Origin of the sequence: Dyadobacter sp. CY323 (assembly GCF_021390245.1) — a bacterium.
In the GTDB taxonomy this organism is placed as follows: domain Bacteria; phylum Bacteroidota; class Bacteroidia; order Cytophagales; family Spirosomataceae; genus Dyadobacter.
On the sequence record NZ_JAJUXH010000005.1, the window covers coordinates 299,597 to 317,521 of the forward strand.

12 protein-coding genes and 1 pseudogene are annotated in these 17,925 nt (G+C 46.5%); 2 read left to right on the forward strand and 11 right to left on the reverse strand.

The window, feature by feature from the left end:
- Window positions 1-368: 368 nt before the first annotated feature.
- The 8 genes from LZG72_RS12015 to LZG72_RS12050 form a co-directional block, all read right to left on the reverse strand.
- On the reverse strand, window positions 369-1,286 hold the full coding sequence (locus LZG72_RS12015; RefSeq protein WP_233872087.1) for an AraC family transcriptional regulator: 918 nt from the start codon (window positions 1,284-1,286) through the stop codon (window positions 369-371).
- 60 nt (window positions 1,287-1,346) lie between these two features.
- The gene (locus tag LZG72_RS12020; protein WP_233872090.1) at window positions 1,347-2,147 is read right to left on the reverse strand and encodes an SDR family oxidoreductase; all 801 of its coding nucleotides are present in this window, start codon (window positions 2,145-2,147) and stop codon (window positions 1,347-1,349) included.
- Between the two features lie 355 nt (window positions 2,148-2,502).
- Window positions 2,503-2,736: a hypothetical protein gene (locus LZG72_RS12025; protein WP_233872093.1), complete on the reverse strand. Its 234-nt coding sequence runs from the start codon at window positions 2,734-2,736 to the stop codon at window positions 2,503-2,505.
- Between the two features lie 244 nt (window positions 2,737-2,980).
- Window positions 2,981-4,510: a tannase/feruloyl esterase family alpha/beta hydrolase gene (locus LZG72_RS12030; RefSeq protein WP_233872096.1), complete on the reverse strand. Its 1,530-nt coding sequence runs from the start codon at window positions 4,508-4,510 to the stop codon at window positions 2,981-2,983.
- An 85-nt stretch (window positions 4,511-4,595) separates the two neighbouring features.
- A complete protein-coding gene (locus tag LZG72_RS12035; RefSeq protein WP_233872098.1) occupies window positions 4,596-5,552 on the reverse strand; it encodes a LamG domain-containing protein in 957 nt (318 codons plus the stop codon).
- Window positions 5,553-5,638: 86 nt separating this feature from the next.
- The gene (locus LZG72_RS12040; protein WP_233872101.1) at window positions 5,639-7,315 is read right to left on the reverse strand and encodes a RagB/SusD family nutrient uptake outer membrane protein; all 1,677 of its coding nucleotides are present in this window, start codon (window positions 7,313-7,315) and stop codon (window positions 5,639-5,641) included.
- Between the two features lie 12 nt (window positions 7,316-7,327).
- Window positions 7,328-10,717 carry a TonB-dependent receptor gene (locus LZG72_RS12045; RefSeq protein ID WP_233872104.1) on the reverse strand — a complete coding sequence of 1,130 codons (3,390 nt, stop codon included), beginning with the start codon at window positions 10,715-10,717 and terminating at the stop codon, window positions 7,328-7,330.
- A 90-nt stretch (window positions 10,718-10,807) separates the two neighbouring features.
- The gene (locus LZG72_RS12050) at window positions 10,808-11,752 is read right to left on the reverse strand and encodes a FecR domain-containing protein (protein ID WP_233872107.1); all 945 of its coding nucleotides are present in this window, start codon (window positions 11,750-11,752) and stop codon (window positions 10,808-10,810) included.
- Between the two features lie 230 nt (window positions 11,753-11,982).
- Between LZG72_RS12050 and LZG72_RS12055 the strand changes: the two genes are divergently transcribed.
- Window positions 11,983-12,492, forward strand: a complete 510-nt coding sequence (locus LZG72_RS12055) for an RNA polymerase sigma factor (protein ID WP_233872110.1) — start codon at window positions 11,983-11,985, stop codon at window positions 12,490-12,492.
- Window positions 12,493-12,704: 212 nt separating this feature from the next.
- A pseudogene (locus tag LZG72_RS12060) lies at window positions 12,705-13,865 on the forward strand (IS3 family transposase).
- Between the two features lie 600 nt (window positions 13,866-14,465).
- Here the strand turns inward: LZG72_RS12060 and LZG72_RS12065 are convergent.
- Genes LZG72_RS12065 through LZG72_RS12075 form a run of 3 tightly spaced genes read right to left on the reverse strand, consistent with a single transcriptional unit; the run spans window position 14,466 to window position 17,924 of the window.
- A complete protein-coding gene (locus LZG72_RS12065; RefSeq protein ID WP_233872114.1) occupies window positions 14,466-15,725 on the reverse strand; it encodes an MFS transporter in 1,260 nt (419 codons plus the stop codon).
- A 29-nt stretch (window positions 15,726-15,754) separates the two neighbouring features.
- Complete coding sequence (locus LZG72_RS12070; protein WP_233872117.1) at window positions 15,755-16,834, reverse strand: hypothetical protein; 1,080 nt, start codon at window positions 16,832-16,834, stop codon at window positions 15,755-15,757.
- 10 nt (window positions 16,835-16,844) lie between these two features.
- On the reverse strand, window positions 16,845-17,924 hold the full coding sequence (locus LZG72_RS12075; RefSeq protein WP_233872119.1) for a Gfo/Idh/MocA family protein: 1,080 nt from the start codon (window positions 17,922-17,924) through the stop codon (window positions 16,845-16,847).
- Between the last annotated feature and the right edge of the window lies 1 nt (window position 17,925).

The window sequence follows — 17,925 nt, forward strand, 5'->3', positions numbered from 1 at the left end:
TTAAGAGTTAAACGCCTTATCAACATAAGCAACATTCGAAGGAGAATCTAAATGTAAGGCAAGCTGCTCCCTTTTTCATGGTTGTTGATATCCAAACATCCTCAAATTAAATATTAAAGTAGAGATTAGGCCCGTTCAGCCCAAGCCTAGTGCCGATACTTTCAACCCGCCATTTCCCTATTGTCTTCGTTCCATTACTATGTTCTCGATTATAAAAAGTTTGGAGTAAAGCTGCGTCAGTTGCTGAACGGCCGTTATATAAAACAACTTCTGGATATTTGATGGTGTTGTGGGAGAAGTAAATTTCTTCTCACTTATTGCGATAGGTTCCTATACGTATCACCCTCAAAATTCATAGCCTGCCTTTCTTAATTAAAGCTCGCTCTGAATTCCAGAGGGGAATAGTTTGTCTTTGATTTGAATAACTTACTAAAAGACTGCGGATGCTCAAAACCGAGCTGGTAGGCGATTTCTCCTACTGTGAGATTACTGAATGTCAGCACTTCCTTTGCTTTTTCGATCAGCTTATTGTGAATGTGCTGCTGCGTATTCTGGCCTGTTAGTGCGCGGAGCATGTCGCCCAGGTAGCGGGGCGAAACATGTAGTTCGTCCGAAAGGTACTGGACGCTCGGCAGCCCTTTTATCAAGGCGGTTTCGTCATCGAAATAATTATTCAGCAATTGGTCAAGCTTTTCCAGCAATGCATTGTGGATCGGGTTTCGGGTAATGAACTGGCGTTTGTAAAACCGCTGGCTGTAATTCAGCATCAGTTCCAACTGCGAAATCAGCACATCCTGGCTCAGGTCGTCGATCGCCGTTTCGAGCTCATCGCAGATGTTGCCGGCAATGCCCTCGATGATCGACTTTTCCTTGTCTGACAAATGCAGCGACTCGGTCACCGAGTAAGAAAAAAAGCCATAATGCTTGATTTTGGCGTCAAGTGGATAGTTTCGAAGAAAATCAGGGTGGATCAGCAAGGTAAATCCCAGGGTTTCTTCGGCCACCTGAATGCCCGTCAGCGGCTGGCCCGGCGAGGAAAAAAACATTCCCCCTACCTGGAAATCGTAGGTTGTTTGCCCATATCGCATCCGGCAGCCCGCCGATTCGTTATAGGTGATATTATAAAAATCCATGGCAAAAGTATCGGCCAGCATTTCGGCCGTGATGCGTACTTTATTGAAGTCGAGCAGGCTGATCAGCGGGTGCAAAGGTTGTGGCAGGCCGAATGCACGCTGCATTTCGGAAATGGAGTGGTACACGCGTGGTTTGAGATGTTCCCTTTTCATAATCACATAATGGGCTGCCGGCGCAAATCGTTCCAGCTCGCTCCGGCAGCCCGTTTGATTTTAAACAGCGGCTAACAATTGTTTAATCCCGTATCGAAAAGCCTCGTCGCCCTCGGCCAGGCGCTTCGCATACCATTCTTTGGCATCGTCGCCACAGACGTATCTCAATGTGTCGGTCCCATCGGTAGCCGCACCGAACACCACTTCGGCGATTTGTTCGGAAGTCGTCGCCGCTTGGTCAGGTGCCAGCATCGCCGTGAATTTGTTTATCAATGTTTCATAAGCCGGGTGCGTGGCAAACACCGACTTCGCACCGATTTCCGTCGCCACCAATCCGGGTTCAATGGTTTTAATCCCAATTCCAAATTCATTAAGCTCATAAGACAAACTTTCCGCCCAACCTTCCAGCGCAAATTTGCTGGCATCGTACATCGAGCTCATAGGGAAAGCCATCAGCCCTGCCGAGGAGCCGGTTGTGATAAAAAGTCCCGCTTTCCGCTTGCGGAAGTAGGGAATAAAGGCCTGCGTCACGCGCACGACACCGAAAAAATTGGTTTCCATTTGCTGTATCAGCTGCTCGTCGGTCATCGCTTCCAATGCGCCAAACAATCCATAGCCCGCATTGTTAAATACCACATCAATATCGCCCAAAGCTAACACTTGCTGCGTGATTTCGCGGATTTGCGCCGGGTTGGTCACGTCCAGGGGCAGCACCGTTACATGATCCAGCGCATTGAGTTCTGTTTCATTTTCAGGCTTGCGCATGGTGGCGATCACCTTCCAGCCTTTGGCCGCAAACAATTTGGCCGTAGCCCTTCCGATACCTGTTGAAGCACCAGTAATAAAAATCGTCTTTGTCATTTGTCTAACTTGTTATTTTCGTAAGACAAATTTCTGCGTCGCGCAGCTGGCGCTTGTAGCGGATGTGGAGATTGTTGTAGCCGAAATGGTCTTGCGCCATCCTTTACTTCTAGCTAGCCAGTGCCAGCTCTTTTTGCATATCTTCACCCAATGCCTTCCTGAGCGGCGCGGGCTGAATTCGACGCTATCAATGATGGCCTAAAACTTAATATGACGTTGTCGATGTTTGATAACCATTGGGTTGATCCAAGTGAATTATATGCTGAATATCTGGTTTATCATTTCCATTCTTAACGGTTTCACATGTTAACCCTGGGCAGCGGGCGTTTTTTCCACGTTTTCTTTGTCTTCTGGATCAATGGAAGAGGAGAGGATAAATATGGTGATTTATTCCTGTAACAGGCCAGGGAACGAACAGAATGTATCCAGAAACTCCCACCCGTTCATTACCGCATATTGATATCGAGAACGAGCGCAGCGTGCTGATCCTGTGCACATTAGTATAGTCTTCCTTGATCCATTCCAACGCCTTTTCAGGGGCAGTAAACAGATTGATGCTGGCATTAGGCGCAATAGGAGGCAATGACATATTTGCAGATTAGGTTGTTGCCGGGATCGTCATCGACCACAATGAATTTAGAAGGTTGTTTCATGAAATTGGAATTTGGTAAGCACTGGCGCGCTTTCACGATCTCGGGGGAACTGCGCCAAGTTTCTACCAGCGCTTCATACGGACGGCAACCTGTTATCAAAAACACCACCATTTAAAGTAAGGTTTGCGAGGTAAACATGCCGATACGGTTAAATTTTTCCAAATAACAATTTCATACAAATCATCTTTCAGGATTGAAACTTGCTTCTTTCATAGGATCGCCTTTTCCATCGAAAATTGCTTTGTTGGGATATGGAAAAACAGGGCGTGTCATCGTCGTCTTTCCCTCAACTAATTTCGAGGCAGTCAGCCGGTCGGGGACTATACCTTTTTCAACCCAATCCTGTACTGCTCGCAGCCAGTTGACCTTATCCGGACCTTGCCCGCCGCCGTGAAGCACACCCGGCATTAAATACAGACGGACATACTTGTTCAGCTCAGGGTCGACCTTTTCGGCTTCCTTATAATACTCAATAATATCCAATGCGGAAATAACCGGATCGGCCCATCCCTGCCATATCAGCATTTTGCCGCCTCGTTTTTTGAATGCGCTATAGTCCTTACTATCGGCATTGAGGTATGCAGCCGCATACCTTGTATCCTTTGCCAGATTGGCCAGGTCATAAGTTGCATAATCCCAGTCCTTATCATTAAAAATTAAGTATTTGAAAGTTTCTATACCAAAATAAGAATGCAGGCTGGGGTATGCGGCAGTAGGAGGTTTGGATGCCGCGATCCACGGGTCCCAGCCACCAGGCTCATTCTCGCCGCCAAGTGGAAAGCCTGCATGTATCTTTTTGCCATTTGCTACAAGAGGTTCATAAATCGTCCGGAGAACTTCGATCTGTGCACCGGTAAAACAAGCCGGTCCCGCCGCGTTGCCTTCACATACCGGCAGACTGGCAAGGTCAAACCGGCACGCATTTGGGTCATTCAAAATAGTGTCTCTGACACCGTCCAGTGCGTCACATTGTTGCATGATTCTAGATTGCAGCAGTGCTAAGTGATCTTTGCCCAGTACTTGTGCGCCCAGCTTGCCATCCCGGTATAACTTCTGAGCTATTTGAACAAGTTTTGCTGAAAACCCCGTCCAATTGAATGCAGGCGCGCCTGCTACGATGCCATCAAAGTCTTCCGGATATCGCTGCGCTTCCATCATTGCCTGCCCTCCACCTCGTGAAGCTCCCACAAAATAACTGTAGGAGGGAGGGGAACAATAAAAGCGTGCTATCAGATTTTTACAAACTACCGCTGTTCTGTGAATTGCCAGGTGACCAAAATTAAGCTGTCGTTCCATGTTGTCTACGGCCCAGATCGAAGGATCATGTTTAGTATGTCCAACGTCTGTACCGGCATTGGCATAGCCCTCATCGGTCAGGCTCCTGAGGCTATTACTGACAACGCCGACAAAGCCCCCGCCGCCGCTCATGGCAAAGCGACCATTAAAGTCTGCCGGTAAGATCAGTTCAAAATTGATTTCACGCCCGATCACCCCCAATAACTTACAATAGGCCTTTTTTGCAGGCCCTTTCCCGTCCGGATCATCTCCTGCGTTTATCTGCGTAGCGGTGTGAATGTTAACTTCCGGCAAATCGAGTGCTTTCATTTGCTCACAAGGCTTGCAGGATGCCCCCTGCCCATGACTCAACGAAGCGGAAGTCATGAACAGAAGGATCAAAGCAATTGAAAAAAGGCAATTCGTATTATTCATCGTAACATCAGTTAGTATGCCAGCGGGTTTTTAGAATCGGCGTGAACCACCGAAGACGTTTACTCAACGATGATCACCAACCAGCTTATTTTTTACCCAATGTAGCCTGATAAAGTGCGGCGATTTCTTTTGCGGTCAGTGCCCGGTCATACACAGCCAATCCTCCTAATTTTCCATCGAAGCCTTCCTCGTACGTTGGTTTCCCCTCTGGATAAGTCGGCCACATGGGGTGATCGCGCTGGGCTACGGTAAAATCAGCACCATTGGGACCACCGTCGAAAATCGGCCCTTCGTAATGAAAGGGATTGAAATTGGCGTTCGTATCCAGAGCTCCATTTACATAAACGCTGATCCTTTTGGTATCATAGGTATACGCGATCATGTACCATGTATCCTTCTCGAGAAACGTTTTACCCGTTGCATAGTCAAACGCAAAGGGATGATTGGGAGTGGCTCCTCCGTAAGGAGACAAGTATCCCATAGCCTGGTGCTTGGCCGGACTTCTTTTATATGTTCTATAGTCAGTCTGAGAAAGACCACTCATAAAGAGCGCATATTGTCTGGCTGGATACCTATCCCCTATCCCCTCTGCCTTACCGAGAAATTTCATATCACCTTCATTCCACATACCCGCTATGTACTGCCACGGGCGATCCGATTGCCGCTGAATCCACGAAACGATTGTGATCTGCTTTTTACTACCGTGAATATTCAAGCCTTGCGCGTCAGCGCGCTTTAATCTAAGCCACTGCCCCCACTCCAGGTCCGCGCTATACTTCCCGAATACCCCGTCTTCAACCCTGCGGATTGGTCCGTTCATTTCCTCCAGTTCGTATTTATACTTCCCTTTTGACTTCTTTGTCGATCCGGATTTCTCCTGAAAATCCCAGAAAGTCAACAGATTGGGAATATCGACCGGGCTTTTTATCTTCTTAAATTCACTGTTTTCGGGGTTATTTCCCCTTGCAGTATTCGTGCTTTTTGCGCTGCCTTCGGTTCTGTCATCATTGAAACCAATGGGATTTAGCAGTAGTACGGACAAAACTAAACTCGTTATTGTAGACATAAGATCTGACTTAAGAATTAAAACAATTGTTTTTTGAGAAATAAATAGCCCGGTAAGAGCAGTTAGTTATAACCAGGATTCTGGTCTATTTTCGCATCCTTGTTGGCTTCAATGTCTGTATTCGGAATGGGCCACAGGTTATGAAAATCCTTGATATCGTCCTGGTTCAGGTCATTGTATTTCCGGACACGCTCTACCAGCACTCCCATTCGGTGTAAGGTGATTCTCCGGTGTTCTTCATAGACCAATTCCCTTGCCCTCTCGTCGAGCAGAAACTCCAAGGTTACCTCACCTGCTGTAATAGCTTTGGCTTTCGACCTGCTGCGAACTTGATTTACGTCGTTAGCGGCCTGTGCCTTTTCACCCCTCAGCACATACGCCTCAGCGCGTAGCAAATACGTTTCCGCCAATCGTAATATATACATATCCCGATAGGTGCTTCCAGAAGTGGCTTTCAGGATTTTGTTAGCCTTGTCGGCATACAATTCGTCCGGATGATCTCCTGGCGTAGTTGCTTTGGAAGGCCAGGGATACCACCTCCAAGGCTGTAATTTTCCGTTTTGGGACGGATATTTAACTGCGCTCGAATCGTACCAGACAGAAGCACGATTGGTATATTTCACATCCCGTACAATGTTATGCGAAGCATTGCGGATGTCGTTGTTCCAATCGCTTTCCCACAAATCATAGAGATAGTAGTCGGTATTCATCATAAAAGAGACGCCACGTCCACCCATGTTGTAGTCAGACATTCCCTGACCATTCATACCGGTTTTTCCGTCCGGATCCGTGAGTGTCCAGCCTGCCGGTACCGCGTATCTCTCAAGACAGTTCTGACTTCCGCCAGAGGAAACCAGTAACCCACCCGGAACGTCAGGCTCCATTCTGGCGAGCCACAATGTTTCCGTATTTCCAGCGCTCCGTTTTTGGTTGCCTCTTTGAAACAAATCCCAGAACACATCCTTGTCCGTCTCGGCGACCCGGGCACCAAACCGGTTTTTCATCAATTGAACATGGGGGTCATTGATCACCTTGGTAGCGGCGGCAATGGCATCATCGTACCTCCCTAATGTAATGTAGGTTTCCGACAGTAAATGAAACGCAACCAGATCGGACACTTTCCCATCGACCACTTGATTAATAGAAGGCAGGCTCCGGGACGCCTCCTCAGCATCCAGCGCTATTTGTTGAAGAACCGCTTCCCTGGACGCCCGGGTCAGATCAGTTCTCGGGGATGCCACCTCTTCCAGAATCAGTGGAACTCCGCCGAACAGGTAAACCAGGTAACGGTAAGCGTAGGCCCTGAAAAACTTGGCTTCGCCAGTAATGTTCTGTTTCTGGGTATCGGCGATATCACTGGTTTCAATACGCGATATAATGGTGTTCGAATTTGAAATTATCTTGTACCAACTCTCCCAGTGATACTTCACCATATTATTGGTGGGCACAAGCCACACATTATAATCGCCGAACCTATCGGCATCGCCACGTGCGTGCTTGGCAATATCGGTCGCCTGAAAATGGGCAAAGTAGTTGACATTTTCTGCTATCCCGAAATTGATTTCCCGGACCCGCGCATAAAGGTCCGTCAGCGCACGCTCGTAATCATTGGCTGTTTTATAAGAGTTTTCTAGACTAAAAAAGTCCAGAGGCACCTCGTTTAGGAATTTCTGTTCATCGCAAGCCGTCGTGAAAAGCATGATCGCTCCGACCATTCCTGCTATTAGATTTTTTCTCATGTCCATTTTGATTTATAGAGAAACATTTAGCCCAACAGTATAAGCCTTCATCACGGGTAGCGGGTTGCTGCTGGTAACTCCTTGCCCTGTTTCCGGATCCCAACCATCCCATTTCGTCAGCGTTACCATATTCTTTCCGCTCAGGTAGAGGTTCGCTGATTTCAAGCGAATTTTGCTCAGCAGCTTAATCGGCAGTTGATAAGACAGCGAAACATCCTGCAGCCGTGCGAAACTTCGGGATACATAGCGTACAGGCGCGATCTGTGCAGGTTCCCACACCAAAGGATACTTGCCGTTTGGATTAGAAGGAGACCAATAGTCGTAAAAGGAAAACCAGTTCCCGTGCTGCGCCGTACTTTTTGTATTATTTACCCCGGTAGGATGGTTAGCACCCAGGTAAGCATTTTTGCCACCTTGGATGGTATTGATAAAAAACCGGAAGGAGAAGTTGCTATACTTCAATGTGTTCTGAATTCCCATCTGATATGCCGGCTCCGTTCTTCCCAGAATCCTCCTGTCCTTTTCAGCAGAAAGCTGTCCGTCTCCATTCTGATCGACCATCCGGTAAGTTCCTGGTGAGAAACCTGCTGGTATTTCATCGGACAATTGCCAGATTCCATTGGTTTCGAAATCATATACTGTTCCGATTGAATTCCCGATAAAAAGTCCGCTGGCAATCAGATCATCATCCCTGCCGTCCCCGTCTTTATCAACCCCTAGTAATTCGGTGATTTTATTACGGTTCGAAGAAAAATTCAAATCGACGTCCCAGCTAAATTTTGGTCTGTGAACCGCTTTGCCGAAAATTTGAAATTCAAACCCATGGTTGACCAACCTGCCTAGGTTGCTTGTTATGGACGAAAATCCGGTGGCAATAGGAAGACCGACGTTCCAGAACAAATTAGTCGTCACGGTTTTGTAGTAATCGACGCTTCCCTTTATCCGGTCATTGAAGATGCCATAATCCACACCAAGGTTCACACCCGCGGTCGATTCCCAGGCCAGGTTATCATTCGCTAAACTCGACGGAGACTGTCCCAGTGATGTGGTAGCACCATCGCCGAATACATAACTGGAGCTGGTGGTCGTGGCCACACGAGCCAGGGAGTTATAGCGTGCGATCTGATTGCCGTTCTCCCCGTAACTGGCCCTCAACTTCGCATAACTGATGACCGGGATCGAGAAGAATGACTCCTCCGAAAGTGTCCAGGCGCCCCCAATGGAAGGGAAAAGTGCTGTCTTATTATTTTTTGCAAACCCACTGAAACCGTCTCTCCGCAGGGTAGCAGTTAACATATACCGTCCCCGGTAATTGTAATTTGCTCTGATCATCTGATAAACAGACGATTCTTTATGTGCAGAGGAAGAGTTGAACATGGTAGTTGCCTGCTGGATATTGTTGTATCCCAGACTGATATTTGGAATATTGTATCCACCTGCATTTGTGGTTTCCCCAGCTATCTTATTGTATCCGGCCACAAAAGTCAGATTGATACCGTGCTGGCCAATTTTCTTATCATATGTGAAGATGTTATCAAATAACATATCCAGGATCGAGCCGTGTTCCTTGCCTACTGACCCGGTCTGTCCTCTGTCGTAGGGATTGCTGTTGGACCGGTTCCACCAGCGGAGGTTATTGCTGTAATTCATCCGGTAACTGAACCCTTCCAAAAAGGGCAGCTTGATGATCCCGTAAAAATTACCGGATGCCCTGTTACTGATATCTTTGTCGTCCGTCTGCGCGTCGAGAAATGGATTTATCGCGACATCGCCTCTCGGATTCACGATAAAATTCCCCTGCTCATCCCAAGGCAGTGACAGAGGCGATGTCCCCGACGCGATGGCACCTATAGCAGGAGTTTTTCCCGACATATCTAAAAACGAACCGAACGTATTGACACCTACGGTAAGCCACGGATTGATATTCGTTTCCAAATTGACCCTGACAGTGGCTCTTTTATACTTATCATTAAGAAGATATCCCCGCTGGTCCGTGAGCCCCCCCGACAAATAATAACTGGTAGATTCGGTACTTCCCGCAATACTCAGCTGATGATCATTGATATACGCAGCGTTTGTCAGCGCGTCCCACCAATCAAAGTTGTTTTGTTTCTCTATCCCCTCGATCTGCATCGGACGCAGTTCGGATAAACTAAAATTCCAGTTTGGATTGGGATTAACATAGTCAGGGGCCAGATAGGCGTTTTTATAGTCTATAGCTTTCACCTTTTGAAGTGTTTCCTCGCGATCGAGCAGCCGCGCATTCACGCTCGGATTCTGGATGGAATAGGATCCCGAATAACTGATTACCGGTTTTTTGGCCGATTTTCCCGAGTTGGTGGTGATGATGATTACTCCATTGGCCGCTTGCGCGCCGTATATCGCTTTACTACTGGCGTCTTTTAAAACATCCACCGATTTGATATCGGCCGGATTCAAGTCGGAAAGTCTTCCCCTGAAGATAATCCCGTCGACCACAATCAATGGGCTGGTGCTTCCGCTCAAAGTGTTCTGTCCACGAATCATAATACTGGGCTCCTGCCCGGCCTGGTTGACCTGACCGATCCGGACGCCAGGCACGGAGCCTTGAAGCGACTGCAAAATATTGATGTTCGGAGCCTCCTTGAATGCTTCCAGGTTCACGGAAGAAACAGCGCCGGTCAAGTCACTTTTTTTCTGACTTCCGTAGCCTACAACAACCACCTCGTCAAACGATTTCTGATCGGTCGACAGCGAGATCTCGATCGTGCTCTTGTTCCCTACAACCACTTCCCTCGTGTGATATCCCACAAATGAGAATACCAGAACTGAACTTTCATCAGCCACATCGACAGAAAAGTTTCCGTTGACGTCGGTGACCGTTCCTTGCTGCGAACCCTTGATGAGGATGCTCACGCCGGGCAACCCCTCGCCTTTTTCATCCTGCACCTTCCCGCTAACGCTAATTGATAAACGCGCGACGGTTGGCGGGACGATTTCCACCTTCTCTTTGGCTGCTGGTCTGGTGACATTAGGCAACGTGTTCCCTCCCTTTTTCTGATCAATGATCTCTTGAAGGACATTCACCATTTTCTTCAAGGATTCCATACCTTTCTTATCGTCCTGATAAATGATGACATATTTCGAATCTAGGATCTTATACTTTAACCGCGTGTGTTCAAGTGCGCTGCTTAAAGCTTCGTTCGCACTGGTATAATCGTCAGGATTATAATCTTTCCGGATACTAATATTTTCCACGATCTCGCGGTCGTAGGTGAAATGGACATGGTAACGTTTGTTGATATCCTGAATTACCGTGAGTAATTTCTCTCCGTTGACGTACCTCTCCGACCCACTGGAGTCGCATATGGTTAGACTGAGAAACAGGACTCCTGACAAGAGAACTTGCAAGTAGTTTTTCATACCAGATTAAATTTTGAAGTAAGGGTTTAGGGTTTAAGGGCATTAAAGAACACTAATTGAAAGGGCGAAGTATTGCATGGGAAATTGCGTTTAGTTGACAATGATGGTGTTTTCATGCTCTTCGAATTCAATATCAAGGGAAATTTCGAGCGCATTCCGGATGAGTTCCCAGTTCGCATACGGTAAAGACAAATCCATCCGCTTGCTCAGCAGAGCCTTGTTCTCAATTTGAAATTTCTTCCCATAGAGCTCCTCAAAGCGATTTAAAATATCGGCAAGGGACTCGTTCTGAAAGTCCAGCATGCCGTCTACCCATGATGCGTTACGGATCAGGGTCGTGGATTCTTTTACAACCAGTTCCGTCCGCTTGTCGTCATAGTGCACAGAATTGCCTGGTTCCATGGTTATCGTTTTTCCATCGATGTTATCCAGTTCCAGTTTAACTTTTCCCGATTCTAAGAAAACATCTGTTAAACCCCGGCGGTTGCGGACATTGAATACTGTCCCCAGTACCTTCACCTTCACATCGCCCGACTGCACCACAAACTCGGTCCCATTCAACTTTTTTACTTCGAAGAAAGCTTCCCCTTCCAGTTTCACTTTCCTGATACCCTTCCGTTTCCAGTTGTTATCCCACGACAGCTGTGTGTTTGCATTTAGCAAAACCTTGCTGCTATCAGGTAATATGATACTTTTCGTCTCGCCATAAGACGTTCGATGCGTAATGGACTCAATTTTTTGAAGATGAAACGGCCAGTAATTAAACAATGAAATAATCAGCGTTACAGATGCTGCTATCATCAGGCCCCAGCGAACGATTTTGTATGATTTACGACTGCCTCTCTCCTCGTCGAATTCCATCCCCAAGAGGATTTCGGCCGATCCCTGCCAGTCTCGTTCTGCCATCGTGTCAATAATTTTTTCAGATTCCGGCCCACCGATCAACAGCAGGAACTCTTCGTATTCCGATGGTGACAGATCGTTATTCCGGTATTTTATCAGCAACTGAGTTAACCTCTGATCTCTATTACTCACTATGTAGTTCTTTTAAGGTGTCTGACTTTGGTTTTTGCACTTCACACATGAGTCATCGAACTTTCCTTTCTTTTTATACTGCATTGACGGATTGCTCCCTTTTTAGGACTAGTGAAACTTATAATTTTTTCACAATTGTAATAATTCGTGATTTTTCATACCTTTATTGAGCACTTTACTATGGGTTACAACTTCACCTTTCACAGGGAATTGGCTTAAAATCTGTGAAAATGGAAGATATTAATAAGCAGTACAGGGAATTTCTCTATCGTTTTTTTCTTAAGCATGTAAAGGTCCATGCACTTGCGGAAGATCTCGCGCAGGATGTGTTCATCAAGTTCTGGCAGCGCAAAGATCATGCTGACTCCATTGAAAATATCAATGCCTGGCTCTACACACTGGCCCGTAACCGACTGATGGACCACTACAGGAAACTTGCATCTGAAAAAAAGTACCAGGACTTGATTTGGTATGAAATGGAACAGCATTCCAATGATGTCATTCAGGAGATATATAAAAACGAACTGGATGAGAAAATAGGGGCCCTTCTGAAATCTCTTCCCCCGCGCCAGATTGAAGTGTACCGGCTAAGCCGCGAAAATGGTCTGTCATTGGATGAAGTTGCAAAGACCCTAGACATCTCCCCCAATACCGCGAAAAACCATCTGGTTCAGGCCCTGAAGGTGCTCAGGATTGCATTAAAAAGCAGTTATGTCCTCTTCCTGTTTAGCATTAATTAAACGTTTCCTATTAAGGGAGATACTTCGAGTACCGCGTCACCCTTTGGCCGAACTGGAATCACGGCCAGTCCCTACATGAAATTGTCTTTGTAAATAAAGGCAGCTCCTCAGTCACTGATACGCGATTTGACCTGACCTCCCCCCGGCAAACGAGACAGCTGAAAACTAGAGATTTCGGTGGCAAAAACGGATCAAAAACGTAATTTGTCACTATGAAAAAGTCAAAATTCACTGAAGCGCAGATCGCTTTTGCACTTAGACAATCGGAGACCGGCACACGGGTCGAGGAGATCTGCCGCCAATTGGGAGTTTCCCAGGCCACTTTTTTCAATTGGAAGAAAAAGTACGGCGGGATGGGTGTTGCTGAGCTGCGCAAGTTACGGCAACTTGAAGAGGAGAACGCGCAGCTAAAAAAGCTTGTGGCGGACCTGAGCCTGGACAAGCAAATGCTTCAGGATGTGATTAAAAAAAAGCGGCCGCCGCGCGGTTGTGAAGCCACCCTATAAGAAGGAAATGGCAAATTGGTTGGTGTTTAATTACCGGGTTTCAATCCAGAGAGCCTATCGCTGCGTGAAGTTAGTCAGGGCAATGTATTATTATAAGCGCCACCGCCGCGATGATACGCTGTTGGCAATGCGCATGAAAGAAATTGCAAATACTCGGATTAGGTATGGGTTCCGGCGGATTTTTGTGCTGTTGAAAAGAGAAGGATTTGGCGATAATCACAAACGTGTTTATCGTGTTTATAAGGCCTGTGGGCTGAATTTACGAACAAAGAGGCCTCGACGAAGCCGTAGTGCAGAACACCGATTGGAACGTTTGGACACTCAAGGAATCAACAAAGTTTGGAGCGGACGCCGCGCGGCATGGATTTTGTCCAGGATGCGCTCTTCAACGGCGAGCGGTTTCGGGTATTAACTGTAGTCGATAATTGTACAGGGCCGCCTGGCGGTAAAATTTGCCACGGGTTAATGGCCGGAAAATCGCTAAAAGGCATTGACGTTGTTGCTGAACTAAGCCGGATTTGTTTGGTCGAAGGTCGTTTTCCGGAACGCATTCAATGTGATAATGGCAGTGAATTTACATCAAAAGAAATGGACTTATGGGCATACTCCAATGGTGTTACGCTTGACTTTTCAGGACCTGGAAAACCAACCGATAATCCATATGTTGAATCATTTAATGGTAAATTCCGAGATGAGTGCCTTTCCGTTAACTGGTTCTTGTCATTGGATGACGCACGAGAAAAAATTGAAGATTTTCGGTGGGAATACAACCACTTCAGGCCTCACAGCGCACTGAATGATTTAACACCGAAGGAATTTGTTAATTTACATCAAGAAACACCGGAAACTCTACTTTCAACCGTCTGAAAACCAGGGAGGGCCTCAGGAGTATTCGTACGAGACGTGCAAACTATTCGGGAAGGTTTATTTATCCGATGACAAGAGAGGGTGCGCCTTAGCTTCCTTTCCTGAGCGTAAGAAAACCACTCTAAAGTCACTGTGGCTAGAAGCAAAACTCATTTTCACAGGTATAGGAATTAGTAATATTTCAAAGGCCATCAACCGTGAAAAGGAAATTTCTCGACACTATCCCGCCAGTCCAATTTTTACCAATGGTTCATAGGCGTACGCCCAGAAAGTCATAACAACGGCGTCGGCAGACAGCTGATGAACGAGCTTGTAGCTGAGTCCGAACGTATGAAGAGACCGATATATTTGAGACCTCCACTATCAAAAACCTTCCCTGGTATAAGAAGTTTGGGCTTGACGTTTATAATCAGCTAGATTTTGGATACAATCTTTTTCTCATCCCAAATGGTCAATAGCAATGCGCATTGGAGGCACAGATATGCACGTGGTAACACTCGTGTTCATTACCGAATGCGATAACTAAATACCGCAATTCGTACTAATAATCCAGAGGCTAGAAGTCTGTAGCCGCAGAGCATTATATATCAATGAAAGTTTCTAGTCACCTCCTGATATCAAAACATCATTAGTTTTTAGGCAATCCTTTCTGTAGAAGAATAATAACGCCACTATAATACATAAGGCTGCAAAGAAATAGCCAAGTGACAAGAAAGCGATCCCATTAGACAAGCCAAAAACAGGTTTTAACAGCCCCAACACATATGGAGATATGGCTCCAACGATAAAGGCGAAAGATAACATGATACCCGTAGCTGTGGACCGATATGGAGGCTCGACAACATCAAATAATGACGCGAAAATGTTGGAGTCATAAAGTCCCTGACAAAGGCCAAAAACAACCAGTGTTATATAAACTGTCGAGAGAGAATCCGTAGTCCCCATGAAGTATAATGCGGGAACTCCCATCATCAAGCCACATAACTGAACCATTCCACGCATTCCGGTCATTTTCCGTGTGAACCGGTCTGCAATGCGAGCTCCTAAAAGGATCCCTAACAATGCCGTCACCTTATAGTAAAAAGTAGAATCAAATCCAGCTTGTGCGAAAGATAGATTATATTTTTCATGCAGAAAAGTCGGCATCCAGGTCATAAACCCAACCCCCGCGAATTGCATTCCTGCAAAAGCGCATGCAAGCAGGATCGCTGTCGGTTTCTTGAAAAATATGGAAATTACTTCTTTGATGCTCTTCTGCGAAGGGATCACACCTACGATGCTTTGTCCTGAAACAATATTTCTTACCCTCCAGTAAATAAGCGCGGCAAGAAATATACCCGCTCCTCCGAAAACGTAAAACGCCATGCGCCATCCGTACAAATCTGCAATGTAGCCAGTTACAAAACTACTAGCAATTACACCGACATATAGGGCTGTCTGATGGATGGACAGTGCCGTCGCCAGCGTCTTTTTGTGAGATTCGCCTATCAGAGAATTAGCGGAAGGTGAATAAAAAGCCTCGCCGCCGCCCGTAGCAACGCTTCTCAGCAAAATCAATTGAAGCAGCGTCTGGCTCAGTCCCGTAGAAAGGGTTGCACAAGTCCAAACAAGCAGACTGATAATAATTACCCTCTTCTTGGGATATCGATCTCCGATGACACCCGCTACCGGAACCAATAATCCGTAAATTAATATGAGCGAAGAAGATACAAGTCCCATATCGGCATCCGACAACGCTAAATCATCACGGATGGCAGATAACACCACGTTGTAAATCTGCCGATCCGCCTGATTAAAGAAAAAGGCCAGCCAAAGCAATCCTACAAGCTCCCATTTATAGGGAACGCTTTTTTTTAACATAATATGGAATATTTATTACCCTGATCTATTTATTTTCGGTTTTTGTCAAACCATTTTTTCGAATCTGCGGTGAGGTCGATGCCGGTCAGGATTAGGTTTCGGTATTCTTCAATTGTGGGCTTCCAAAAGGTCTGAAGAAATCCTAGTAAACGGGTGTCTGCGACCTGCTCCGTACAAAATTTAACCGTATTGCCTATGCTGTGGGTATTGTTATCATGAAAGCTTCCTGTAGGAATCTGATCATACCCATTTTTTTCAAGATCTATGTAGGAGGCGGCCCTATTGGAATCGCGCTTGATCGCTGCTGTCTGCGGGTTCTCTTTGAGGTTTTTCGCATTTTTAGCAGATTTCAGAGCGAAACTTTCTCCGTAGTACCAATTGCTTTGGACAACTGATTTAGGCATTTTCTTTAAGAACAAATCCAGGTTATCCCACATATAATCCGACCAGATCCAGGGGCGGGCCCCTCCTTTTTGTACTTCGCCGATCAGGTAGTAAAAATCACCCCACCATACATCATTTTTTCGGACAACTGTATGTAAATAGTAATGTTGGTGAGAGGCCGTTTCTTCATCCATTCCCAAGTGAAAAAAGCGTGGTTTGTCGAAGATGTCGATTACTTCTGCAATAATATTCCTGCAAAAGGTATAGTAGGGTTGCGTAGACACCATGCGTGCGTACGGCCCCATCCATGTATCATGGCCAGCCGAGAAATTTAGTTTCGGGATCGGCTCCAGACCTAAAGCACGCATTTTTGTCAACTCCTGACGTAAACGGTCGGGCGACCATGCATTGTGAACAGAGATTTCAGGATGGCTTTCGTATTTCACCGCATCGCCCAAGTCGATCACTACCATATTCATACCCGACTTGGCCATACGCTCCAGCGCTTCATTCCACAGCGGCTCGCTCAATCGTAAGTCGGGCCTGTAACCTCTGAAGGGCCTGTGAGGAGATATGTATTCTTCCCACATATTAAAACTCAAATGCAGAAGCCCTGCCCATATTTTTTTATCCTCAGGTTTGGGCTGGGCGTGTAAAAAGCCCGGAATCGTACTGAGTGCCCCCGCAGCACATATTTGTTTCACGAAAGTTCGTCGAGCAGTCATTTGTTGTAGTTTAGGGTAAATAGACGGGACTTTGGGTGGCAATGCTTTCGTAGCAGGCGTTCATCACTTCAATTGTTTTCTGATGCCATTTCAAATTAATGGCTGGCTGCCTGCCCGTACGGACACAATCGGCAAACTCTTCCATCAGGCCGATCCACTCATCGAAATAGGTATACTGCACCGTGTAGCGGTCGTTGGGCGCACCGTTATGGTAAACATTGGGTCCAAAGCAATCCGCCAGCACAACACCATTGTCCCCGCAAATTGAGACGTTCACTTCCATGCGTTTAGGATGGACTTCCCAACCCGGTCCAGGTACCTCAAGCCGTTCTTCCAGTCGCGACCAGGAAGGGTCGAAAAGGAAGCTCGTGCCATTCTTCATTTTTCCGGTAACTAGCATGGTGTCCTCTACTTGTAATTCCGGACGAATGTTAGGGCCGGCTTCGGCATACACATAGTCAAAATCACTCTTAGTGAACCAACGTATCATGTCAAATACGTGGGGGTGGTCGCACAGGCACCCGCCCCTATACCGGGTGGCGTCAGAACTCAATGAAACACGTTCCCCAAAACTCTTTTCAGGGACGCCCTGCCAGGGAAAAGCCCAAACCGGCGTCAGGGTAATATTGGTCGCATTGAAAGTGCTGATGTCTCCAACTGCACCTTCCGAAATGAGTTTCTTCAACCTGGCCACCACGGGATTATAATGCAGCTCCAGCTCGATCTGACAAACAATGTTGTTTTCCGCTGCAAGGCGCATCATTTCTTCATATTCCACCATGTTGAAAGTCGGGACTTTCATGCTTAAAATATGGATACCCCGGCCGGCGCAAAGCCTGAACTGACTTATATGCTCCGAATTAGCTGATGCCATTACGACAGCTTCGATATCGGGGTGATTATCAAGCATTTCCTTTTCGTCGAGATAGCAAGGGATGTCATAACCCCGACTTAAAAAGTCCTGCTTGATTTTATCGCTTTCGGCGCTTACAGCCACCCATTCAAAATGACGGTTATCATTCAAAGTCTGGAAATATTTCCTGGAATGACCATGCGTCAGCGATAGCATGGCTATTTTTATAGGTTTCATG